Origin of the sequence: Zeimonas arvi (assembly GCF_008039575.1) — a bacterium.
In the GTDB taxonomy this organism is placed as follows: Bacteria; Pseudomonadota; Gammaproteobacteria; order Burkholderiales; family Burkholderiaceae_E; genus Zeimonas; species Zeimonas arvi.
In genome coordinates this window covers 349,073-369,280 of the sequence record NZ_VDUY01000003.1, presented here as the reverse complement: position 1 = coordinate 369,280, position 20,208 = coordinate 349,073, and the positions used below count along the sequence as shown (strand labels likewise).

General features: G+C 70.1%; 21 protein-coding genes. 13 read left to right on the top strand and 8 right to left on the bottom strand.

What is annotated here, in order from left to right; all coding sequences use genetic code 11:
• Window positions 1-6: 6 nt before the first annotated feature.
• Window positions 7-963 (bottom strand): bifunctional riboflavin kinase/FAD synthetase, encoded by a 957-nt coding sequence (locus FHP08_RS09135; protein ID WP_147704134.1) that lies wholly within the window; start codon window positions 961-963, stop codon window positions 7-9.
• Window positions 964-1,062: 99 nt separating this feature from the next.
• Here FHP08_RS09135 and purN point away from each other — a divergent pair, with 99 nt between their 5' ends.
• From purN to FHP08_RS09120, 3 genes are all read left to right on the top strand, one after another.
• Window positions 1,063-1,728, top strand: a complete 666-nt coding sequence (gene purN / locus FHP08_RS09130) for a phosphoribosylglycinamide formyltransferase (RefSeq protein ID WP_147704133.1) — start codon at window positions 1,063-1,065, stop codon at window positions 1,726-1,728.
• On the top strand, window positions 1,725-3,134 hold the full coding sequence (locus FHP08_RS09125; RefSeq protein ID WP_225879083.1) for an RsmB/NOP family class I SAM-dependent RNA methyltransferase: 1,410 nt from the start codon (window positions 1,725-1,727) through the stop codon (window positions 3,132-3,134). The genes purN and FHP08_RS09125 overlap by 4 nt, the downstream gene beginning before the upstream one ends.
• Window positions 3,135-3,299: 165 nt before the next feature.
• Complete coding sequence (locus FHP08_RS09120; RefSeq protein WP_147704362.1) at window positions 3,300-4,493, top strand: DesA family fatty acid desaturase; 1,194 nt, start codon at window positions 3,300-3,302, stop codon at window positions 4,491-4,493.
• Between the two features lie 132 nt (window positions 4,494-4,625).
• Here the strand turns inward: FHP08_RS09120 and FHP08_RS09115 are convergent, their stop codons facing one another.
• From FHP08_RS09115 to radC, 6 genes are all read right to left on the bottom strand, one after another.
• Window positions 4,626-6,533 (bottom strand): TRAP transporter large permease, encoded by a 1,908-nt coding sequence (locus FHP08_RS09115; protein ID WP_147704132.1) that lies wholly within the window; start codon window positions 6,531-6,533, stop codon window positions 4,626-4,628.
• A complete protein-coding gene (locus FHP08_RS09110; protein ID WP_147704131.1) occupies window positions 6,530-7,162 on the bottom strand; it encodes a TRAP transporter small permease subunit in 633 nt (210 codons plus the stop codon). Before FHP08_RS09110 ends, FHP08_RS09115 begins: the two co-directional genes overlap by 4 nt.
• 174 nt (window positions 7,163-7,336) lie before the next feature.
• On the bottom strand, window positions 7,337-8,479 hold the full coding sequence (locus tag FHP08_RS09105; protein WP_187272236.1) for a TRAP transporter substrate-binding protein: 1,143 nt from the start codon (window positions 8,477-8,479) through the stop codon (window positions 7,337-7,339).
• A 362-nt stretch (window positions 8,480-8,841) separates the two neighbouring features.
• Window positions 8,842-8,997, bottom strand: a complete 156-nt coding sequence (gene rpmG / locus FHP08_RS09100) for a 50S ribosomal protein L33 (RefSeq protein ID WP_147704130.1) — start codon at window positions 8,995-8,997, stop codon at window positions 8,842-8,844.
• A gap of 40 nt (window positions 8,998-9,037) precedes the next feature.
• Window positions 9,038-9,271, bottom strand: coding sequence for a 50S ribosomal protein L28 (gene rpmB, locus FHP08_RS09095; RefSeq protein ID WP_147704129.1), 234 nt, complete (start codon window positions 9,269-9,271; stop codon window positions 9,038-9,040).
• Between the two features lie 172 nt (window positions 9,272-9,443).
• Window positions 9,444-10,118: a RadC family protein gene (radC, locus tag FHP08_RS09090; protein WP_147704128.1), complete on the bottom strand. Its 675-nt coding sequence runs from the start codon at window positions 10,116-10,118 to the stop codon at window positions 9,444-9,446.
• Window positions 10,119-10,230: 112 nt separating this feature from the next.
• Between radC and FHP08_RS09085 the strand changes: the two genes are divergently transcribed.
• The 10 genes from FHP08_RS09085 (at window position 10,231) to FHP08_RS09040 (ending at window position 19,717) form a co-directional block, all read left to right on the top strand.
• Window positions 10,231-10,719: an FKBP-type peptidyl-prolyl cis-trans isomerase gene (locus FHP08_RS09085; RefSeq protein ID WP_147704127.1), complete on the top strand. Its 489-nt coding sequence runs from the start codon at window positions 10,231-10,233 to the stop codon at window positions 10,717-10,719.
• Window positions 10,719-11,696: a 4-hydroxy-3-methylbut-2-enyl diphosphate reductase gene (gene ispH / locus FHP08_RS09080; protein WP_147704126.1), complete on the top strand. Its 978-nt coding sequence runs from the start codon at window positions 10,719-10,721 to the stop codon at window positions 11,694-11,696. The genes FHP08_RS09085 and ispH overlap by 1 nt, the downstream gene beginning before the upstream one ends.
• Before the next feature lie 10 nt (window positions 11,697-11,706).
• Window positions 11,707-13,236 (top strand): ABC transporter ATP-binding protein, encoded by a 1,530-nt coding sequence (locus FHP08_RS09075; RefSeq protein WP_147704125.1) that lies wholly within the window; start codon window positions 11,707-11,709, stop codon window positions 13,234-13,236.
• A gap of 61 nt (window positions 13,237-13,297) precedes the next feature.
• Entirely contained in the window at window positions 13,298-14,329 is a 1,032-nt protein-coding gene (locus FHP08_RS09070) for an ABC transporter permease (RefSeq protein WP_222707852.1), read from the top strand.
• A gap of 4 nt (window positions 14,330-14,333) precedes the next feature.
• Window positions 14,334-15,266, top strand: coding sequence for an ABC transporter permease (locus FHP08_RS09065; protein ID WP_147704124.1), 933 nt, complete (start codon window positions 14,334-14,336; stop codon window positions 15,264-15,266).
• 69 nt (window positions 15,267-15,335) lie between these two features.
• Complete coding sequence (locus FHP08_RS09060; RefSeq protein ID WP_147704123.1) at window positions 15,336-16,424, top strand: BMP family ABC transporter substrate-binding protein; 1,089 nt, start codon at window positions 15,336-15,338, stop codon at window positions 16,422-16,424.
• Complete coding sequence (gene guaD, locus FHP08_RS09055) at window positions 16,424-17,719, top strand: guanine deaminase (RefSeq protein ID WP_147704122.1); 1,296 nt, start codon at window positions 16,424-16,426, stop codon at window positions 17,717-17,719. The genes FHP08_RS09060 and guaD overlap by 1 nt, the downstream gene beginning before the upstream one ends.
• Window positions 17,720-17,721: 2 nt before the next feature.
• A complete protein-coding gene (locus FHP08_RS09050) occupies window positions 17,722-18,393 on the top strand; it encodes a flavin reductase family protein (protein ID WP_147704121.1) in 672 nt (223 codons plus the stop codon).
• A 159-nt stretch (window positions 18,394-18,552) separates the two neighbouring features.
• The gene (locus FHP08_RS09045; RefSeq protein WP_147704120.1) at window positions 18,553-18,762 is read left to right on the top strand and encodes a type II toxin-antitoxin system RelE family toxin; all 210 of its coding nucleotides are present in this window, start codon (window positions 18,553-18,555) and stop codon (window positions 18,760-18,762) included.
• A gap of 121 nt (window positions 18,763-18,883) precedes the next feature.
• Window positions 18,884-19,717, top strand: a complete 834-nt coding sequence (locus tag FHP08_RS09040) for a metal-dependent hydrolase (protein ID WP_147704119.1) — start codon at window positions 18,884-18,886, stop codon at window positions 19,715-19,717.
• A gap of 18 nt (window positions 19,718-19,735) precedes the next feature.
• Here FHP08_RS09040 and FHP08_RS09035 read toward each other — a convergent pair whose 3' ends face one another.
• The gene (locus tag FHP08_RS09035; protein WP_147704118.1) at window positions 19,736-20,194 is read right to left on the bottom strand and encodes a cupin domain-containing protein; all 459 of its coding nucleotides are present in this window, start codon (window positions 20,192-20,194) and stop codon (window positions 19,736-19,738) included.
• Window positions 20,195-20,208 lie beyond the last annotated feature (14 nt).

The following is a 20,208-nucleotide window of genomic DNA, read 5'->3' as shown; positions in this document are numbered from 1 at the left end:
GAGGGCTCAGGCGTGCTGCGCGAGCCACTCGCGCGCCTGTTGCGCGTCGATTCGGATCTGGGCCGCAAGCAGCTCGAGCGAATCGTAGCGGGCCTCGTCGCGCAGCTTGTGCAGGAACTCGACGCTCACGCGCCGTCCGTAGACCTGGCGCGAGAAGTCGAACAGGTGCACCTCGAGCAGCAGGGCGCCGTTCTCCTCGACCGCGGGGCGCGTGCCCAGGCTGGCCACGCCGGGCAGCGGCGAATCGCCCAGGCCGTGCACCTGCACGACGAAGATGCCGCTCGAGGCCGGGCGCGGAAAGCGTACTGGCAGGTTCAGCGTGGGAAAGCCCAGGTTGCGGCCCAGCTTGCGCCCGTGGATCACGCGTCCGCTGATCGTGTAGGGCCGTCCGAGCAGGCTGTGCGCGCGTTCGAAGTCGCCGGCGGCGAGCGCGTCGCGCACCGCCGAGCTGGACACCCGCACGCCGTGGCGCTCCACCGTGGGCTGGCGCATCAGGTCGAAGCCCAGGCGCGGCGCGGCCTCGGCGAGCATGTCGTGGTCGCCGCGGCGTCGCGCGCCGAAGCGGAAGTCGTCGCCCACCATCAGGCAGCGCGCCTGCAGGCCTTCGACCACGATGCGCTCGATGAATTCCTCGGCCGGCTGCGAGGCCAGCGAGGCGTTGAAGCGCGCGATGCAGACCCGGTCCACGCCGCACTCGGCCAGCGCCTCGAGCTTGTCGCGGCTGGTGCTGATGCGGGCCGGCGGCGTGACCGGCGCGGCGCCGGGGCGCGGATGCGCGGCGAACCACTCGCGCGGATGCGGCTCGAAGGTGAGCACGCAGACCGGCAGCCCGCGCGCGCGCGCGGCCGCCGACAGCTGCGCCAGCATCTCGCGATGCCCGACGTGCACGCCGTCGAAGTTCCCGATCGTCAGCGCGCAGGGGCGCCGCCGATCGGGCGGGGGCAGGCGTCGGAACACTTCCATCGGGGGCGGGTTTCCGGGAGGAGGAGGGCGGCGATGCAAAACCTTGAATTATAAGGCTTTGCCGGGTGGTTCGCCCAGTCGCGATGATAGAATTCCACGATGAAAAAAATCGTGGTCCTGATCTCGGGACGCGGCTCGAACATGGTGGCCCTCGCCCGCGCCTGCGCGGCCGAGGGCTGGCCGGCCCGGATCGTCGGCGTGATCGGCAACCGGCCCGGCGCCGAAGGCCTGGCCCGCGCGGCCGAGCAGGGCCTGCCGGTGCGGGTGGTGGACCATCGCGAGCACGCCGATCGCGAGTCCTTCGACGCCGCACTGGCCGCCGAGATCGACGCGCTGGCGCCCGACCTGGTGGTGCTGGCGGGCTTCATGCGCATTCTGACCGACGGCTTCGTGCGCCGCTACGCGGGCCGCATGCTCAACATTCACCCGTCGCTGCTGCCCGCCTTCCCGGGGCTGGCCACGCACAGGCGCGCGCTGGCGGCCGGGGTCCGGGTGCACGGCTCCACCGTGCACTTCGTGGGCGCCGAGCTCGACGACGGGCCGATCCTCGCGCAGTCCGTGGTCGAGGTGCGCGACGACGACACCGAACAGACGCTCGAGGCGCGAGTGCTCGAGGCCGAGCATCGGCTCTACCCGCTGGCGGTGCGCTGGTTCGTCGAGGACAGGCTGCGGGTCGAGGGCCGCCGGGTCAGGCTGCTTCCCCGGCCTGGCGCTGCCGGCCCGAGCGGGCCGGTCGAATCGCGGCTGCTCTGGAGCGGCTCATGAGCAGGCGGGATGGAAAGCGCGCCGCAGGCGCGGGCAAGGGCGGCCCGGGCAAGGCGGGGGGGCGCGGTCCGCGCGCCGGCAAGGCGCCCGGCATGCGTGGCGGCAGTGAGCAGCGAGGCCGACCGGGCACGGGCAGACCCGGGCTCGGCCCGGCCCGCGCGCCGGTCGACGTGCGCGCCCTCGACGCGGTCTTGCCCATGACCATGCCGGCCGACACCGCGTTGCGCCGTTTCTTCCGCGAGCATCCGGAGATGGGCCGGCGCGACCGCGCGGGGGTGGCCGAGACCGTGTTCGACGTGCTGCGCAACCGGCGTCTCTACGCGCACCTGGCGCAGAGCGGCGACGGGCCGATCGCCCAGCGGCTTGCCGCGGTGTCGCGGGTTCGCCGCGGCTTGCCGGTTCGCAGCGAGCGGGCCGACGGCGCGCTGCCCGCCTGGCTGGCGCGCGCCCGCGACATCGATCCGGCCACGCTTCCCTTCGCGATCCGCGTCAGCTTGCCCGACTGGCTTGCGATCGTCATCGAAGGACGGCCGGATGCCGCCGCCCTGGCCGCGGCGCTGCTCGAGCCCGCGCCGCTCGACCTGCGGGTCAACGGCGCCCGGAGCGATCGCGAGGCCGCGATGGCGGCGCTGGCCGAAGACGGCATCCAGGCCGAGCCGCTCGCCATCGCCCCGCTTGCGCTGCGGGTCAAGGGAAAGCCGGCGCTCGAGACCTCGCGCGCCTTCACCGAAGGGCTGGTCGAGGTGCAGGACGCGGGTAGCCAGCTGCTCGCGATGCTGGTGGGACCGAAGCGCGGCCAGACCGTGGTCGACCTGTGCGCCGGCGCCGGCGGCAAGACGCTGGCCATGGCCGCCGCGATGCGCTCGACCGGCCAGGTCTTCGCCTGCGACATCTCGGCGCCGCGCCTCATGCGCCTGCGCCCGCGCCTGCAGCGGGCCGGCGCCACCAACGTGCAGCCGATGGCGATCGACAGCGAGCGCGACCCGAAACTCGACCGGCTGGCCAGTCGCGCCGACGCCGTGCTGGTCGACGCGCCTTGCAGCGGCACCGGCACGCTGCGTCGCAATCCCGACCTGAAGTGGCGGGGCGACCCGACCGCCCTGGGCCGCCTGCTCGAACAGCAGCAGGCCATCCTCGAAGCCGGCGCGCGGCTGGTCAAGCCGGGCGGCGCGCTGGTCTACGCTACCTGCAGCCTGCTGCCCGAGGAAAACGAGCGGCAGGCCGAGCGCTTCGAGGCGGCCCACCCGGGATTCGTCCGTGAGCCGGCCCGAGCCTTCCTGGCGGGGCAGGGCGCCGGCATCGACGAGGCCGATCCGGAAGGCGATCCGGTCGGATTCCTGCGGCTGCTGCCGCACCGGGACGGCGTGGACGGCTTCTTCGCGGCGCGCTGGAAGCGGGTGCGCTGACGGCGTTCGCTCGCGCCCAGGCCGGGCGTTGCGCACCCTGGGACCCCGCCGGTTATCATGGGCGCAAGCCGCGCCCGGGATGCTGTCCGGCGCGCGCTGCCCGGATGGCCCCTCGGCCCTCCTTCTGCCCGATCTGGAGACGTCTCCTTGTCCGATTCCCCATTCTTGCTGGATTCCCTGCTTCAATTCCTCGACCGGGGCTTCTTGGACGCCACCTGGTGGCAGATCGTGCTGTACACGCTGGCCGCCACGCACGTCACGATCGCCGGCGTCACGATCTATCTCCATCGCTGCCAGGCCCATCGGGCGCTGGACCTGCATCCGGCCGTTGCGCACTTCTTCCGCTTCTGGCTGTGGCTCACCACCGGCATGGTCACCCGGGAATGGGCGGCCATCCATCGCAAGCACCACGCGCGCTGCGAGTCCAAGGACGACCCGCACAGCCCGGTTCGCTGGGGCTTGGGCAAGGTCCTGCTCGAAGGCGCCGAGCTCTATCGGGCCGAGGCGCGGAACCTGGAGACCCTGCAGAAATTCGGCCACGGCACGCCCGACGACCGGATCGAGCGCAATCTCTACTCGAAGCATCCGGTGCTGGGCGTGTCGCTGCTGCTGGTGGGCACGGTGGCCGCGTTCGGCGTCATCGGCCTGGCGGTGTGGGCGGTGCAGATGCTGTGGATCCCGGTGTGGGCCGCCGGCGTCATCAACGGCCTGGGCCACGCCAAGGGCTACCGCAACTTCGACTGCCCCGACGCGAGCACGAACGTCTTTCCCTGGGGCATCCTGATCGGCGGCGAGGAACTCCACAACAACCACCACACCTTCGCCAGCTCCGCCAAGCTGTCGGTGAAGTGGTACGAGTTCGACATCGGCTGGATGTACATCCGGGTCCTGTCGATGCTGGGGCTGGCCACCGTGCGTCGCACCGTGCCGAAGCCGAAGTTCGCCCAGGCCAGGCAGGTCATCGACCTGGAGACCGTCCAGGCGGTCATCGCCCACCGCTACGACGTGATGGCGCATTACGCGCGCACGCTGCGGCAGGCCTGTGCCGACGAGGCCAAGCGCCTCGCGCAGCGTCCCGAGGGCAAGCTGGTGGCCTCTGCGCGGCGCTGGCTGCATCTCGACGCCGCCCGCTGGAGCGCGCAGCACCAGGCACGGGTCGCCGAGATCTTCGCGGCGAGCGAGCGGCTGCACAAGCTGGTCGAGATGCGCCGCGAGCTGGCCAAGGTCTGGGAGCGTTCCACCCTGAGCCGCGAGCAGCTGGTGGCCCACCTGCAGCAGTGGTGCCAGCGCGCCGAGGCGAGCGGCATCCGCTCGCTGCAGGAACTGTCGGTCAGGGTGAGGTCCTACGCCGCTGCGTGATCCGTGCGGCACGGCCGGGAAGACCCGGCCGGCATCGAGAACGGCCGCAAGCGAAGGCGGCCCCAAGCGGAGACGGCCGCCAGAGAGAAAAAGCCCCGCCATGCGGGGCTTTTCCATTCCCGCCGTCGGGAATCAGTACAGCGCGTTCGGCAGCCAGAGACCGATGCCGGGGAACAAGTACAGGATCACGATCGCGATGATCTGTATGCCCATGAACGGCAGCATGCCCATGAAGATCTGGTTCAGCGTCACGTGCGGGGGCGAGACGCCCTTCAGGTAGAAGGCCGACATGGCCACCGGCGGCGACAGGAACGCCGTCTGCAGGTTCAGCGCGACCAGCAGGCCGAAGAACAGCGGATCGATCTGGAAGTGGTCGAGCAGCGGCAGGAAGATCGGCATGAAGATGATGATGATCTCGGTCCACTCGAGCGGCCAGCCGAGCAGGAAGATCACGACCTGCGCCAGGATCATGAACTGGATGGGCGTGAGATCCATTCCCATGACCCAGTTGTTGATGATCTCCTGGCCGCCGAGCAAGGCGAAGGCCGCCGAGAAGATGCTCGAGCCGACGAACAGCCAGCAGACCATCGCGCTGGTCTTGGCGGTGAGGTACACCGACTCGCGCACCATCGGGAAATTCAGCCTCCGATAGGCCGCGGCGAGCAGGATGCCGCCCAGCGCGCCGAGCGCCGCCGCCTCGGTCGGCGTGCAGAGGCCGACGACGATGCTGCCCAGCACCGCCAGGATCAGCAGCGTGAGCGGGAAGAACGACGCGAGCAGCATCTTGAAGATCTCGAGCCGCGCGAAGGTGAGCATCGCGTAGTAGCCGAGCATCGCAACGCCGACGACCGCCAGGCCTATCCAGTAGCCGAGCGGCGCCGCCCGGCGTTGCGGCCCGTCGGCTTCGCCGGCGTCTTGCGCCGGGCCGGCGGTCGCGTCCGGAGCGGTCGCTTCCGCACCATTCGCGCCCGGAGGCTCGGCCAGCCCGCCGGCGCCGGGGGGTTCCGCCAGGCCGCTGCCGCTGCCGGCGTCGTCCGAAGAACTGAAGCCGCCGCCCATCTGCTGCAAGCCGAAGTCCTCCTCGACGACGGGTGCGGTGACAGCGAGATAGCTGCCGCCCATGACCGCCGCGAACACGAGGATCGGCATCACGGCGACCACGAGGTTCCTGACCAGCGTAGCGTTCGGAACGCCGACGTTGCGGCGCCCCTTGATCGCAGTGACCATGGCCGGGATGGCGCGGTTGCCGACGCTGTCCTTCAGCGCGCTCGCAAACGGCGGCAGCGGGACCTTCCGATCTTCCTCGGAGAGCGGCGGCGCGAGATGGGGCTTGAACTTGGCGAGCACGATCACGTACAGGACGTAGAGCCCGGCCAGCATCAGGCCCGGGAAGAATGCGCCCGCGTAGAGCTTGACGACCGAGACCCCGGCGACCGCGCCATACAGGATCAGCAGGACCGAGGGCGGCAGCAGGATGCCCAGGCAGCCCCCGGCCGTGATCGCCCCGGCCGAGAGTTGGACGCTGTAGCCGGCACGCAGCATCGCCGGCAGGGCGAGCAGCCCCATCAGCGTGACCACCGCGCCGACGATGCCGGTGGCAGTGGCGAACAGCGCGCAAGTGGCGATCGTGGCGACCGCCAGCGAACCCGGCACCCTCGCCATGGCCAGGTGCAGGCCCTGGAACAGGCTCTGGATCAGGTTGGCGCGCTCGACCAGGTAGCCCATGAAGATGAACAGCGGGACGGCGATCAGCACGTCGTTGGTCATCACCGCATAGGTGCGAAGCACCATCAGGTCCAGCGTCTGCTGGATGGCGAGCTCCCAGCCCATGCCGCGATAGGCCAGCAGCGTGAAGATCACGCCCATGCCCATCAGCGTGAAGGCCGTGGGGAAGCCCAGCATGATGGTGACGACGATCAGCGCCAGCATCAGGAGGCCGAGGTGGCCGTTGGTCATGTCGGCCGGTGCCGGCATCAGGATCGCGATGCCGAGGACGATCGCGATCAGGATGGACAGGCCGAACCAGATTTCCTTTCTCATTTCTGCGGCGCCTGCTTGTGCTGCCCGGTGACGTAGACGTCGAGCTGGGCGATGTCTTCGTCCTTCACGTGGACCATGTCCTTGAGCTTGTCGACGTCGACTTCCTCAACGTCCTCCTCGCGTGACGGCCACTTGCCTTCCCGCAGGCAGCCGATGCAACGGACGACTTCGACGAAGCCCTGCAGCAGCAGGCAGAAACCCGCGATCGGGATGATGGCCTTGAACGGATAGATCGGCGGTCCGTCGGCGGTGATGTTGGAGTGCTCGTTGATCGCCCAGGACTCGGCCGCGTAGTAGTAGCCGGCCCAGAACATCGCGATCACTCCCGGGAAGAAGAAGAGGATGTACAGCGCGAGGTCGAGACTGGCCTGCAGCCGGGCCGGGAAGAATCCGTACAGCACGTCGCCGCGAACATGGCCGTTCTTGGCCAGCGTGTAGGCGCCCGCCATCATGAACAGGCCGCCGTACAGCATGTTCATGAAGTCGAAGGACCAGGCGTGCGGCGCACCCAGGACGTAGCGCGAGAAGACCTCGTAGGAGACGAAGAGTGTCAGCGCCAGCGCGAGCCAGCCGAACAACTGGCCGATCCAGGTGTTGAACCGGTCGATGGCGACCAGGAGCCCTTGCATGATGGTCTCAGCCTGCTAGTGGACGAGGGGCTGGATGGTAACGCAAAAACGGCCGGAAACCGGAACGGTATCGATGCTGCATCCGTCTCCGGTCCGGCCATTCGCGCAGCGAAGGGGACGCGACCCGGGGATCGCCGGCAGTCAGCGACCGCCGGTCACCCCGGGCAGCGGGGCTCAGCCCTTCTTCTGGAAGTAGTGGTTGTAAGCCAGGCGCCGGTTGTTGTTGGTGTCCATGTCCCACGCCATGGCCCGGGCGGCGAAGGCGCGCTGCGAGGCCTCGATCTCCTTGAACAGCGGGTTCGTCTCGGCCTTCTTCGCGACGATCCGGTCCCAGACGACCAGCTGCTCGCGCAGGATCGCATCCGGCGTCTTGTAGAACTTCACGCCGTCCTTCTGCAGGTTGATGTAGTCCTTCGAGTAACGGTCGACCGATTTCCAGGACATGTCGGCCGAGGCGGCCTCGACGGCGTTGGCGATGATGGCCTGCATGGTCTTGGGCAGACCGTTGTACTTGTCCTTGTTGAAGATGATCTCGAAGGTCTCGGCCGCCTGATGGAAGCTCTGCAGCATGCAGACCTTGGAGACGTCGGGAAAGCCCAGCAGCCGGTCGGACGAGGCGTTGTTGAACTCGGCGCCGTCGAGCAGGCCGCGGTCGAGCGCCGGCACGATCTCGCCGCCGGGCAGCGCGTTGACCGCCGCGCCCATCTCGGTGAACAGGTCGATCGCCAGGCCGTTGGTGCGGAACTTGAGGCCCTTCAGGTCGGCGGTCTTGGTGATCGGCTTCTTGAACCAGCCGAAGGGCTGGGTGGACATCGGGCCGGTCAGGAAGGTGACGACGTTGCCGCCGATCGACGTGTAGAGCTTGTCGAGCAGTTCCTTGCCGCCGCCGTACTTGTGCCAGGCCAGGACCATGTTGGCGTCCATGCCGAAGGCCGGACCGGACGAGAACAGCGCCAGCGCGTTCTGCTTGCCGTAGTTGTAGCCGAGCACCCCGTGGCCGCCGTCGAGCGTGCCCTTGGAGACGGCGTCGAGCAGGCCGAAGGCGGGCACGACCGCGCCGGCGGGCAGCATCTCGACCTTCAGCTCGCCGCCGGTCATGTCGTTGATCTTCTTGGTGAAGTCGACCGCGTACTCGTGGAAGATGTCGACGGTCGGCCAGGTGCTCTGGAAGCGCAGGGTGACTGCGCCCTGCGCGCGCACGATGGCGGGGAAGCCCAGCGTGGCCGCGGTGCCGGCGGCGGCGGCGCTGCCGAAGAACTTGCGGCGCGAGCCGGACTGGGCGGCCGAATCGATGGCGGGTTTGGTGGTCTGCTTCACGGAGTGTCTCCTCTTGCGGCTTCGGTGATCAGTCGATCCAGGTGCCCGGGGGCCGCTGTGCCGCGCCGCCCGATGCGTCGTTGTGGTTCGGGTTCCGACCCTTGACCGGTCCGTCGAAAGTGCGGTTTGTCAGCGCGCCGGGATGGAACGCGTCGGAACTAGCCCCGGTGGGAGGGTATAGAGGCCGTTTTGGCCCGTCAACCCGTGGCGCCCGCAGGCGGTTCCGGGAAAAGAAAAGGCAGGCGCGAAGGCCTGCCTGTCTTCGAGGCGGTGGCATGTCGACCGCCCCCCTCCGGATACGCCGGCGCGCCGGGCGCCGTGCCGGGTCTTTCCCCTGTCCGGGGAAGGCCCCGGGGCAGGCGTCACTTGATCTTCGTTTCCTTGTAGATCACGTGCTTGCGGGCGACGGGATCGAACTTCTTGATCTCCATCTTTTCCGGCATGTTCCGCTTGTTCTTGGTGGTCGTGTAGAAGTGGCCGGTGCCGGCCGTCGACTCGAGCTTGATCTTGTCGCGCATGGTGTTCGCCTCGCTGGTGCGGTGAGGTTCGTTCGGTCGCTCAGGCGTTGCCGCGAGCGCGCAGGCCGGCCAGCACCGAGTCGATGCCCACCTTGTCGATCAGGCGCAGGCCCGCATTGGAGATGCGCAGGCGAACCCAGCGCTGCTCGGATTCGACCCAGATGCGGCGGTACTGGAGGTTCGGCAGGAAGCGACGCTTGGTCTTGTTGTTCGCGTGCGAAACGTTGTTGCCGACCATCGGCGCTTTTCCGGTAACTTGGCAGACTTTGGCCATGATCAGTGTTCCTGTCAGGATCTCGCTAACGGAGAGCTCTCGGGCCTGCATTCGGGACCTGCATCGAGGCCCGCATTCGCCCGGCTCGGGTTGCGGTGGACCCGCTCGGATCCAGCAAAGCTCGCCATTATAAGGGAACCAGGGCGAGTGGGGCAAGTCCGGGCGTGACCGCTCACAGAAGCCCCGCCTCGGCGAACGAGTAGCACCGGTTGCCAGCCACGATCAGGTGGTCGAGCACCGGTATGTCCAGCGGGCGCAGGGCCGAGCGCAGCGCGTCGGTGAGCATCCTGTCCGCCGCGCTGGGTTCGGCCACGCCCGAGGGGTGGTTATGGGCGAAGATGATCGCCGCGCAGTTGAGCTCGAGCGCCCGACGCGCCACCTCGCGGGGGTAGACCGCGGTCTGGGTCAGCGTGCCGCGGAACAGCTCCTCGGCCGAGATCAGGCGGTTCTGGCTGTCCAGGAAGAGCCCGGCGAAGACCTCGAAACCGCGGTCGCGCAGCCAGAGGGCAAGGAAGTCGCGCACGGTGCCGGGCGACTGCAGCGAGTCGCGGGCCCGCAGCTCCTCGCGCAGCGAGCGCCGCGACAGCTCCACCGAGGCCTGCAGCAGCGCCCATCGTGCCGGGCCCAGGCCGGGGCGGTTCAAGGCCTGCTCCTGGCGGGCCGACAGCAGCCCGCGCAGGCCGCCGTACTCGGAGAGCAATTCGTTTCCCAGGTCGACCGCGCTGCGGCCGCGCATGCCCGTGCGGAGCAGCACTGCCAGCAGTTCGGCGTCGGAGAGCCGGGCGGCCTCGCCGGCCAGCAGCCGTTCGCGGGGGCGTTGATCGGCCGGCCATTCGGTGATCGTCATGGTTTCGCTCGAAGTTTCGGGGTCTGGAGGACAGGGCGCGGCCGCGATCCGGGCCGGCAAGACCCCGGTCGCAGCCGGGTGCGGCGGCGACCCATCCCGTAGAATGGCGGGCATGAACACCCGATCGCCCGACGCCGCGCCCGGCGACGCCGGCAGCCCCGCGAGGGTCCTGCCCGGCTCCTACCTGACCCTGCATTACCGGCTCAGTCTCGCCGACTCGGGCGCGGACGTCATTAATACTTTCGTCGAACGGCCCGCCACGCTGCCGCTCGGTCTAGGCCACATGGCCGAGCCGCTGGAGCGCTGCCTGATCGGTCTGGCCGACGGTGCCCACCAGGTGTTCGAACTCGAGCCCGAGCAGGCCTTCGGGCCGCGCAACCCCGACCTGGTCCAGAAGCTGTCGCGCGCCACCTTCGATGCCAACATCGGGCCCGACGCCGACTACCAGCCCGGCGACCCTGTCGAGTTCCCCACCGCCGACGGCGGGCGCTTCGCCGGCGTGCTCAAGGAGCTCACCGACCAGCACGCGCTGTTCGACTTCAATCATCCGCTGGCCGGCCAGCGGCTGCGATTCGAAGTCCGCATCCTGGGGATCCTCTGATGTCCGCCACCCAAGCCCTGCTCGCCCAGCCGCGCGGTTTCTGCGCGGGCGTCGATCGCGCGATCGAGATCGTCGAGCGCGCGCTGGAACGATTCGGCCCGCCGGTGTACGTTCGTCACGAGATCGTCCACAACGACCACGTGGTGGGCGAGCTTCGTGCCAAGGGGGCGATCTTCGTCGACGAACTCGACCAGGTGCCTGCCGGCTCGGTGGTGATCTTCTCGGCCCACGGCGTGTCGCGCGCGGTGCGCGACGAGGCCGAGCAGCGCGGGCTGCAGGTCTTCGACGCCACCTGCCCGCTGGTCACCAAGGTCCATGTCGAGGTGGCCAAGATGCGCCGCGAGGACCGCGAGGTGGTCATGATCGGCCATGCCGGCCACCCCGAGGTCGAGGGCACGATGGGCCAGGCCGACGACGGCATCCATCTGGTCGAGAAGGTCGAGGATGTCGCCCGCCTGCAGGTGGCCGATCCCTCCCGTCTGGCCTACGTCACCCAGACGACGCTGTCGGTCGACGACTGCCGCGGCATCATCGCGGCGCTGAAGGCGCGCTTCCCCCGGATCGCCGAGCCCAAGAAACAGGACATCTGCTACGCCACGCAGAACCGCCAGGACGCGGTCAAGTTCATGGCGCCGCAGTGCGACCTGGTGCTGGTCATCGGCTCGCCCACCAGCTCGAACAGCAACCGGCTTCGCGAGGTCGCCGAGAAGCTCGGCTGCGAGGCCCGCCTGATCGGCTCGGCGGCCGAGCTGGATCCGGCCTGGCTGGCCGGCAAGCGCCGCATCGGCGTCACCGCCGGCGCCTCGGCGCCCGAGGTGCTGGTCGAGCAGCTGATCGCCCGCCTGCGCGTGCTCGGCGTGGGCAGCGTGCGCGCGCTGCCCGGCGTGGAAGAGCACATGACCTTCCCGCTGCCCAAGGGCCTGGCGCGCGGCGAAGCACCTGCGCCGGGCACCCCGGGCATCGATCCCTCGGCCTGAGCCGCGAGCGATGCCGCCCGGCCAGCCAGCCCGACTGTCGCTGCGCGGCATCGGCAAGGTCTATCCGGCGGTCGTCGCCAACCAGGACATCGACCTCGAGGTCGCCCCCGGCGAGATCCACGCGGTGCTGGGCGAGAACGGCGCGGGCAAGTCCACGCTGATGAAGATCGCCTACGGGGTCACCCAGCCCAGCGCCGGCGAGATCGTCTGGGAGGGTCAGCCGGTGGTGCTGCGCGACCCGGCGCACGCGCGCAGCCTGGGGATCGGCATGGTCTTCCAGCACTTCTCGCTGTTCGAGTCGCTCACCGTGGTCGAGAACGCGGCGCTGGCCCTGCCGGGCAAGCCGGACCTGGCCGACCTGGCGCGCCGCATCGAGGCGGTGTCGACCCGTTACGGGCTGCCGGTGGATCCGCACCGCCTGGTGCACGCGCTGTCGGTCGGCGAGCGCCAGCGGGTGGAGATCATCCGCTGCCTCCTGCAGAACCCGAAGCTGCTGATCATGGACGAGCCGACTTCGGTGCTCACGCCGCAGGCGGTGCGCAGCCTGTTCGGCATGCTGCGCAAGCTGGCGGCCGAGGGCTGCAGCATTCTCTACATCAGCCACAAGCTCGACGAGATCCGCGAGCTCTGCCACACGGCCACCGTGCTGCGCGCCGGCCGCGTGACCGGCCGCTGCGTGCCGGCCGAGGAGACGCCGGCCTCGATGGCCCGGATGATGATCGGCGACGAGCTGCCGGTGCCCCGCCACGCCAGGGCCGCGGAGGGTGGCGACACGCGGCTGCACGTGGCCGGGCTTTCGCGCGCCAGCGCCGATCCCTTCGGCGTGGACCTCGCGGACATCGAGCTCGAGGTGCGGGCGGGCGAGATCGTCGGGATCGCGGGCGTGTCGGGCAACGGCCAGCAGGAGTTGCTGCGCGCGATCTCGGGCGAGGCGCCGCTGGACACGCCGGCGCCGATCCGCCTGTTCGGCTACGAGGCGGGCGCGATGCCGGTGGCGCGTCGACGCGAGCTGGGCCTGGGCTTCGTGCCCGAGGAGCGGCTGGGCCGCGGCGCCGTGCCGCAGATGAGCCTGGCGCAGAACGCCTTGCTCACCGCTCACCGCAAGGGCATGCGCCGCGCGGGCCTGGTCGACTTCGGCGCGGCGCGCCGGTTCGCGGCCGATTGCATCGCGCGCTTCGGCGTGAAGGCGCCGGGCCCCCAGGCCGTCGCCGGTTCGCTGTCCGGCGGCAATCTGCAGAAATTCATCGTGGCGCGAGAGGTCCTGCAGCAGCCGAAGCTGCTGGTCGTCTCGCAACCCACCTGGGGGGTGGACGTGGGCGCGGCAGCCTTCCTGCGCCAGCAGCTGATCGACCTGCGCGACGCCGGCGCGGCGGTGCTGGTGGTCTCCGAGGAGCTCGAGGAGCTGTTCGAGATCTGCGACCGGATCGCGGTGATCGCCGGCGGGCGACTGTCGCCGCTGCGCCTGGTGGCCGAGACCAGCGTCGAGGAGATCGGCCAGTGGATGGGCGGCAAGTGGCCGGGGTGCGCGGATGCACGCTGAGCGCTCGGCGCGTTCCCATTGGCTGCCTCGCCTCGAGGGGCGCCCCGCGCCGTCGCCCGCCATGCGCTGGCTCTCGCCGGTGATCGCGGCGCTGCTCACCGTGGCCGGCGTGGCGGCGATCTTCCTCGCGCTCGGCAAGGATCCGGTGGAAGGGCTTTCGGTCTTCTTCCTGAATCCGCTGCGCGACGGCTACGCGATCGCCGAGCTGCTGCTCAAGGCCACGCCGCTGGCGCTGATCGCGGCCGGCCTGGCGGTGGGCTTCCGGGCGAACGTCTGGAACATCGGCGCCGAGGGGCAGTTCGTGGTGGGCGCGATCGCGGCCACCGGCGTGGCGCTCGCCGCCCACGACAGCGGGGCGGCCTGGCTGCTGCCGGCCATGGTGCTGGCCGGGGCGCTCGGCGGCGCGGCCTGGGCGGCGATCCCGGCGCTCCTCAAGACCCGCTTCAACGCCAGCGAGATCCTGGTCTCGCTGATGCTCGTCTACGTGGCCCAGCTGGGCGTGTCCTGGCTGGTGCACGGACCGTGGAAGGATCCCGAGGGCTTCAACTTCCCGCAGACGGTGATGTTCGGCGAGGCGGCCTTGCTGCCGGTGCTGCTCGAGGGCACGCGCCTGAGCCTGGCCTTGCCGATCGCGATCGGCGTGCTGGCGGCGGCCTGGGTGTTCATGCAGCGCAGCTTCCCCGGCTTCCAGATGCAGGTGGCTGGCCAGGCCGAGGCGGCTGCGCGCTACGCCGGCTTTCCGGTGAGCCGCGCGATCTGGACCGGACTGCTGGCCGGCGGCGCCACGGCCGGCCTGGCCGGGATGGCCGAGGTGGCCGGGCCCATGGGCCAGCTCACCGAGCACGTGTCGAACCAGTACGGTTTCGCCGCGATCATCGTGGCCTTCGTGGGCCGCCTGCACCCGGTGGGCATCGGGCTGGCCAGCCTGCTGATGGCGCTGCTCTACATCGGCGGCGAGCAGGCCCAGCAGTACCTGAACCTGCCTTCGTCGATCTCCAAGGTCTTCCAGGGGATGCTGCTCTTCTTCCTGCTGGGAGCCGACGTGTTCGTGCAGTACCGGCTGCGCCTGCGCGCGCCCAGGCTGGGAGCCTGAGACGATGGAGCACGGGCTCGTCGCCGCGATCCTTTTCGCCACCGTGGTGGCCGGCACGCCGCTGATGATCGCCGCGCTGGGCGAGCTGGTCGCCGAGCGCGCCGGCGTGCTGAACCTGGGCGTGGAAGGCATGATGGCGGTCGGCGCGGTGGCCGGCTTCGTGGCCGCGCATGCGTCGGGCAGCTCGGCGGCCGGCGTCGGCGCGGGCCTGCTGGCGGGCGCTGCCATGTCCGCGATCTTCGGCGTGCTGGCGCTCACGCTGATGGCCAATCAGGTGGCCTCGGGGCTCGCGCTGTCGATCTTCGGCGTGGGCCTGTCGGCCTTCGTCGGCAAGGCCTGGGAGGCGGAATCGCTGGCCGCGGTGCCTGCCACGCCGCTGCCGCTGCTGGCCGATTTCCCGGTGATCGGGCACGCGCTGTTCTCGCACCAGTGGCTGGTCTACGCCTCGTGGGGGCTGCTCGCCGCGGTGGCTTGGTTCCTCGCGCGCAGCCGCGCCGGGCTGGTGCTGCGCGCGGTCGGCGAGTCGCCCTCGTCGGCCCACGCCATCGGTCATCCGGTGATACGCATCCGCTGGCTGGCCACGCTGTTCGGCGGGGCGATGGCCGGGGTGGCGGGCGCCTTCCTGTCGGTCTTCCACACGCCGCTGTGGGCCGAGGGCATGGTGGCAGGCAAGGGCTGGATCGCGCTGGCGCTGGTCGTGTTCGCGACCTGGCGGCCGCTGCGCGCCGCGCTGGGCGCCTACCTGTTCGGCGGGGTGATGGTCGCGCAGCTCTTCCTGCAGGGCTCGGGCCTGCAGCTCGAGGTGCCGTCGCAACTGCTCAGCGCGCTGCCCTATCTCGCCACGGTGGTCGTGCTCGTGGCAATCTCGCGCAATCGGCAGACCATCCGGCTGAATTCGCCGGTGTCGCTGGGCCAGCCCTGGCGCGCCGATCGCTGAAGCGCTCACGCACGAAACCGCGAAGACACCTTCCGCGCGGCCTGGTCCGCGCCCGACGGAGAGAAGAAGATGAACGAACGCAGATCCGCCCTGAAACTCATCGCCGCGGCCGCCGGCGCCTCCGCGCTGCCCGGGCTCGCTCGCGCGCAGGGCGGCGCCCCGTTGAAGGTGGGCTTCGTCTACGTGAGCCCGATCGGCGACGCCGGCTGGACCTTCCAGCACGAGCTCGGGCGCCGCGAGATCGTGAAGGCCTTCGGCCCCAAGATCGAGACCCGCTTCGTCGAGAGCGTGCCCGAGGGCGCCGACGCCGAGCGGGTGATCCGCGAGATGGCGCAGAGCGGCCACGGTCTGGTGTTCGCCACCAGCTTCGGCTACATGAACTACGTGGAGCGCGTGGCCCGCGCCTTCCCGAAGACCGCCTTCCTGCACGCCACCGGCTACAAGACCGGCAAGAACATGGGCGTGTACAACGCGCGCTTCTACGAGGGCCGCTACCTGAACGGCGTGATCGCCGGCTACATGACCAAGTCCAACGTGCTGGGCTACGTGGGCGCATTCCCGATCCCCGAGGTGCTGCAGGGGATCAACGCCTTCGCGCGGGGCGCGCGCAGCGTGAACCCGAACGCCGAGGTTCGCGTCATCTGGGTCAACTCCTGGTACGACCCGGGCAAGGAGCGCGAGGCCGCCAACACGCTGCTCGCGCAGAACGCCGACATCGTGACGCACCACACCGATTCCACCGCGGTGGTGCAGGCCGCGGAGGAGCGCGGCAAGTGGGCGTTCGGTTATCACTCGGACATGTCGAAGTACGGCCCGAAGGCGCACCTCACCGCCACCACGCACCACTGGGGCAACTTCTATCACCAGACCGTCGAGCAGGTGCTGGCCGGCAACTGGCAGCCGCCGCGCCTGTGGGGCGGCATGAAGGACGGCATGGTCAAGCTCGCGCCGCTCGGCCCGGCCGTGCCGCCCGAGGTGCGCGCCAAGATCGAGAAGCTCGAGGCCGACATGGTCGCGGGCGCGCTGCACGCCTTCGCGGGGCCGGTGGTGGACCAGGACGGCAAGACCCGGCACGCCAACGGCCCGATGTCCGACGATGCGCTCGGCAAGATGGACTACTTCGTGCAGGGTGTGGCCAGCCGCTTGCCCAAGCGCTGATGCCGCTGTCGGCCTGGCGCGGCGAGCTGGTCGATTTCGGCGGCGATGCCGCCGGCGCGGACCAGGGCTGCCGGCACGTCGTCGACGGATTGTTGCTGGTCGAGGACGGGCGCATCGTCGCGGCCGGGCCGTTCGAGAGGCTGCAGGCGCGCCTGGGCGGCGCGCCGATGCACGATGCGCGCGGCCTGCTGCTGATGCCGGGCTTCATCGATGCGCACGTTCACTATCCGCAGCTCGACGTGATCGCCTCGCCCGCGCCGGGCCTGCTCGACTGGCTCGAGCGCTGCACGTTTCCGGAAGAGCGCCGCTTCGACGATCCCGGTCACGCGGAAGAGGTCGCTCGATTCTTCCTCGACGAGTTGTTGCGCAACGGCACCACCAGCGCGATGGTGTGGTGCACCGTCCACGAGGCTTCGGTCGACGCGGTCATGGGCGCCGCCCGCGCGCAGGGCATGCGGATCGTCGCGGGCAAGGTGCTGATGGACCGCAACTGCCCCGAGGGCCTGCGCGACACGGCCGCTTCGGCGTATGCGGGCAGCCGCGCGCTGATCGAGCGCTGGCACGGCGTGGGGCGGCTCGGCTACGCGGTCACGCCGCGCTTCGCGCCGACCTCGTCGCCCGCGCAGCTGGCGGCCTGCGCACGCCTGCTCGACGAGCACCCGGGCGTCTGGCTGCAGTCGCACCTGGCCGAGAACGCCGACGAGCTGCGCTGGGTCGCCGAGCTGTTTCCGGATGCGCGCAGCTACACCGACGCCTACGACCGCTTCGGCCTGCTGCGCGAGCGAACGGTGTGGGCCCACGGCATCCACCTCGACGACGCCGACCGCGAGCGGCTCGCAGCTGCCGGCGCCGCGATCGCCTTCTGTCCCACCTCGAACCTGTTCCTCGGCAGCGGGCTGTTCGACGCCGCGGCGGCCGACCGGCAGGGCCTGCGCTGGGCGCCGGCCAGCGACGTGGGCGGCGGCAGCAGCTTCTCGATGCTGCGCACCCTGGCCGCGGCGCACGACGTGCTGCGGCTGCAGGGCCAGGCGCTGTCCGCGCTGCGCGCCTTCCGCAGCGTGACCCGCGACGCCGCTCAGGCGCTGGGGCTGGACGACCGGATCGGCAGCTTCGAGCCGGGCCGCGAGGCCGATTTCGTGGCGCTGGACCTGGCGGCCACGCCGCTGCTCGCCCGCCGCACCGCTCGGGCCGCCACGCTCGAGGAGCGGCTGTTCGCGCTCATGACGCTGGGCGACGACCGGGCGGTGAACCAGGTCTGGGTCGCCGGCGAGCCGATGAAGGCAAGGGAGGAATGACGATGTACTACGAACCCGGCGTCACCCCGCACGGCCTGCCGCACGACCCGTTCAAGTCCTGCGTGGTGCCGCGCCCGATCGGCTGGATCTCCACGGTGGACGGGCAGGGCCGCCACAACCTGGCCCCCTACAGCCAGTTCCAGAACGTGAGCTTCGATCCGCCGATCGTGATGTTCTCGGCCAACCAGGACACCCGCGGCCAGCGCAAGGACTCGGTGCGCAACGCCGAGGAGACCGGCGAGTTCGTGTGGAACATGGCCACGTATGCGCTGCGCGAGGCGGTCAACGTCACCGCCGAGGAACTGCCGCCCGAGGTCGACGAATTCGAGCGCGCGGGGCTGGCCAAGCTGCCCTCGCGCAGGGTGCGCCCGGCACGGGTGGCCGGCTCGCCGATCCACTTCGAGTGCGTGTACCTGAACACGCTGCGCTTTCCCGGCACCCCGCCCATGGGCAGCGTGGACGTGGTGTTCGGGCGCGTGGTGGCCATCCACATCGACGACGAGGTCATCGACGGGCAGGGCATGGTCGACGTGCTGAAGATCCAGCCGCTCGCGCGGATGGGTTACTTCGACTACACCTTCGTCGACAACAGGTTCCGGATGGTGATCCCGGGCAGCAACCGCGCGCTGCTGGCGGGACTGGAGGGGTCGGCGGAGAAGCAACGGGGCGGGTAGCCGGTGCCGGGTCGGTCACCCGGGCCGACCATTCGTCCGATTCTCGCGCCGCAGGGCATCGGTCAGGATGGGTGCGCACCCATCGACCTGGCGTTTGGCTGGAGTAGTATTCCCTACCGTATCGAACTCACCCGGGAAGCAGCGCGGGCGCTCGCGTCGATGCCCGCGAACGTGCGCGCCTTGCCGATCGGAAAGATCCGATCGCTTGCGCAAGGGCCTCCCGCACTCGGCAACGTCGTCGGCAAGCTGACGGGGCGCAACGAGTCTCGATTGCGGGTTCAGGCATGGCGCTTGATGTATCGACTGTTCGACGATCGGAGGGTCTCGCTGGCCATCAAGATCGGCGTGCGTGGGGGTGTCTACCGATGACCGGGGTGCGATTCATTCAGAAGCTCGGCAGGCGGGTGGGTGCGCCCCGCACGCTTCGACGCATCGCCGCGGTGCTCGAGGTCCCGCTGGACGAGCTGACGCGCGAGCCGGGAAGCGACACATGAGCACCCTTGCGGTCCGCCGCCTGCTGATCGACCTCGAGACCGCGGTGCCGCGCCACTGGTGCGCCGGCGACCCGTTCCGCACGGCCTTCTTCGACGCGCTGTCGATGAGCTTCCCGGTCGGCGAGCAGTTCTTCATCGACGCGGTGCGCAACGGCCACAAGGCGTTGCCGCCCGAGGAGCGGGCCCGCCTCGACGAGGAGGTGAAGGGCTTCGTCGGCCAGGAGGCCACGCACCGGCGCCTCCATGGCCTGTTCAACGATCACCTGGAAAAGCTCGGCTACGTGAACCACTGGGGCCCGCGCGCCGCCAGGCGCATCGCGCCGCTGATGACGATGGACCCGCGCCATGCGCTGGGCATCACAGCGGCCAACGAGCACTACACCGCGATCTTCGCCGAGTGGCTGCTGCGGCACCCGGAAGTCTTCGACGGCGTCGAACCGCGCCTGGCGCTGATGTGGCGCTGGCACGCAGCCGAAGAATCCGAGCACCGCAGCACCGCCTTCGAGCTGTATCACGCGCTGCGCGGCAACCTGCGCTGGCGCCGGCGCTGGATGTGGATCGTCACCGTGTACTTCTCGGCGGACCTGATCCGGCAGACCGCCTCGAACCTGCGCCGCGATGGCGAGCTTTGGCGCTGGCGCACCGCGCGCAGCGCCGGGCGTTTCCTGTTCGGCAAGGGCGGGCTGTTCCGCGAGACCTTCGGCAAGTGGCGCCGATACTTCTCGGCGGACTTCCATCCGGAGCGCGATGGCGGGGACGACGGGGTGCGGTGGCTGCGGGAGAACGCGGAGGCTTATTCGGTGATCGGCGAATCGCCGACGCGGCCCTGACTGCCATGTGGCGGCTCCTCAGGTGACCGCGCTTCTCCAGTTCTCTTCCCAGTTCTGCCCGAGCATGTCGACGACGCCACCGTCGGGTTCGAAGAAGCGGTTCGGCACCTGGAAGATCGCAAGCATCAGCCCGCCGTCGGGCGCCCACGCGGAGTGACGGCTGCCGGCAGGCCGCCAGACGAAGTCGCCCGGACCGACCGACAGGCCGGCGTCCGGGCCTTCGAGGTCCACCAGCCGGCCTTCGAGGACGTAGGTCTGTTCTATCAACGCGTGCTGGTGGTCAGGGAGGATGGCGCCCGGGGCCATCCGCATCAGCACCGTCAGCAGGCCGCTCGGCTTGTCGATCACGAGTGTCTTGGTCTCGACGCCCGCGAACTTGGTCCTCTCCCATGGCAGCTGGCCGACTTGCACCAGGCGAGATGCGAGCGGCGCGAGTTGCGCATGGCTCGTCGCGTTCGGCGTGATGGCGGTGGTCATCGGGATCGCTCCGT

What these genes read in the sequence shown, in the direction of transcription:
- FHP08_RS09135 (WP_147704134.1), bottom strand. Translation starts at nt 963, where the DNA reads ATGGAAGTGTTCCGACGCCTGCCCCCGCCCGATCGGCGGCGCCCCTGC.
- purN (WP_147704133.1), top strand. Translation starts at nt 1,063, where the DNA reads ATGAAAAAAATCGTGGTCCTGATCTCGGGACGCGGCTCGAACATGGTG.
- FHP08_RS09125 (WP_225879083.1), top strand. Translation starts at nt 1,725, where the DNA reads ATGAGCAGGCGGGATGGAAAGCGCGCCGCAGGCGCGGGCAAGGGCGGC.
- FHP08_RS09115 (WP_147704132.1), bottom strand. Translation starts at nt 6,533, where the DNA reads ATGAGAAAGGAAATCTGGTTCGGCCTGTCCATCCTGATCGCGATCGTC.
- FHP08_RS09110 (WP_147704131.1), bottom strand. Translation starts at nt 7,162, where the DNA reads ATGCAAGGGCTCCTGGTCGCCATCGACCGGTTCAACACCTGGATCGGC.
- rpmG (WP_147704130.1), bottom strand. Translation starts at nt 8,997, where the DNA reads ATGCGCGACAAGATCAAGCTCGAGTCGACGGCCGGCACCGGCCACTTC.
- rpmB (WP_147704129.1), bottom strand. Translation starts at nt 9,271, where the DNA reads ATGGCCAAAGTCTGCCAAGTTACCGGAAAAGCGCCGATGGTCGGCAAC.
- radC (WP_147704128.1), bottom strand. Translation starts at nt 10,118, where the DNA reads ATGACGATCACCGAATGGCCGGCCGATCAACGCCCCCGCGAACGGCTG.
- FHP08_RS09085 (WP_147704127.1), top strand. Translation starts at nt 10,231, where the DNA reads ATGAACACCCGATCGCCCGACGCCGCGCCCGGCGACGCCGGCAGCCCC.
- ispH (WP_147704126.1), top strand. Translation starts at nt 10,719, where the DNA reads ATGTCCGCCACCCAAGCCCTGCTCGCCCAGCCGCGCGGTTTCTGCGCG.
- FHP08_RS09075 (WP_147704125.1), top strand. Translation starts at nt 11,707, where the DNA reads ATGCCGCCCGGCCAGCCAGCCCGACTGTCGCTGCGCGGCATCGGCAAG.
- FHP08_RS09070 (WP_222707852.1), top strand. Translation starts at nt 13,298, where the DNA reads ATGCGCTGGCTCTCGCCGGTGATCGCGGCGCTGCTCACCGTGGCCGGC.
- FHP08_RS09065 (WP_147704124.1), top strand. Translation starts at nt 14,334, where the DNA reads ATGGAGCACGGGCTCGTCGCCGCGATCCTTTTCGCCACCGTGGTGGCC.
- FHP08_RS09060 (WP_147704123.1), top strand. Translation starts at nt 15,336, where the DNA reads ATGAACGAACGCAGATCCGCCCTGAAACTCATCGCCGCGGCCGCCGGC.
- guaD (WP_147704122.1), top strand. Translation starts at nt 16,424, where the DNA reads ATGCCGCTGTCGGCCTGGCGCGGCGAGCTGGTCGATTTCGGCGGCGAT.
- FHP08_RS09050 (WP_147704121.1), top strand. Translation starts at nt 17,722, where the DNA reads ATGTACTACGAACCCGGCGTCACCCCGCACGGCCTGCCGCACGACCCG.
- FHP08_RS09045 (WP_147704120.1), top strand. Translation starts at nt 18,553, where the DNA reads ATGCCCGCGAACGTGCGCGCCTTGCCGATCGGAAAGATCCGATCGCTT.
- FHP08_RS09040 (WP_147704119.1), top strand. Translation starts at nt 18,884, where the DNA reads ATGAGCACCCTTGCGGTCCGCCGCCTGCTGATCGACCTCGAGACCGCG.
- FHP08_RS09035 (WP_147704118.1), bottom strand. Translation starts at nt 20,194, where the DNA reads ATGACCACCGCCATCACGCCGAACGCGACGAGCCATGCGCAACTCGCG.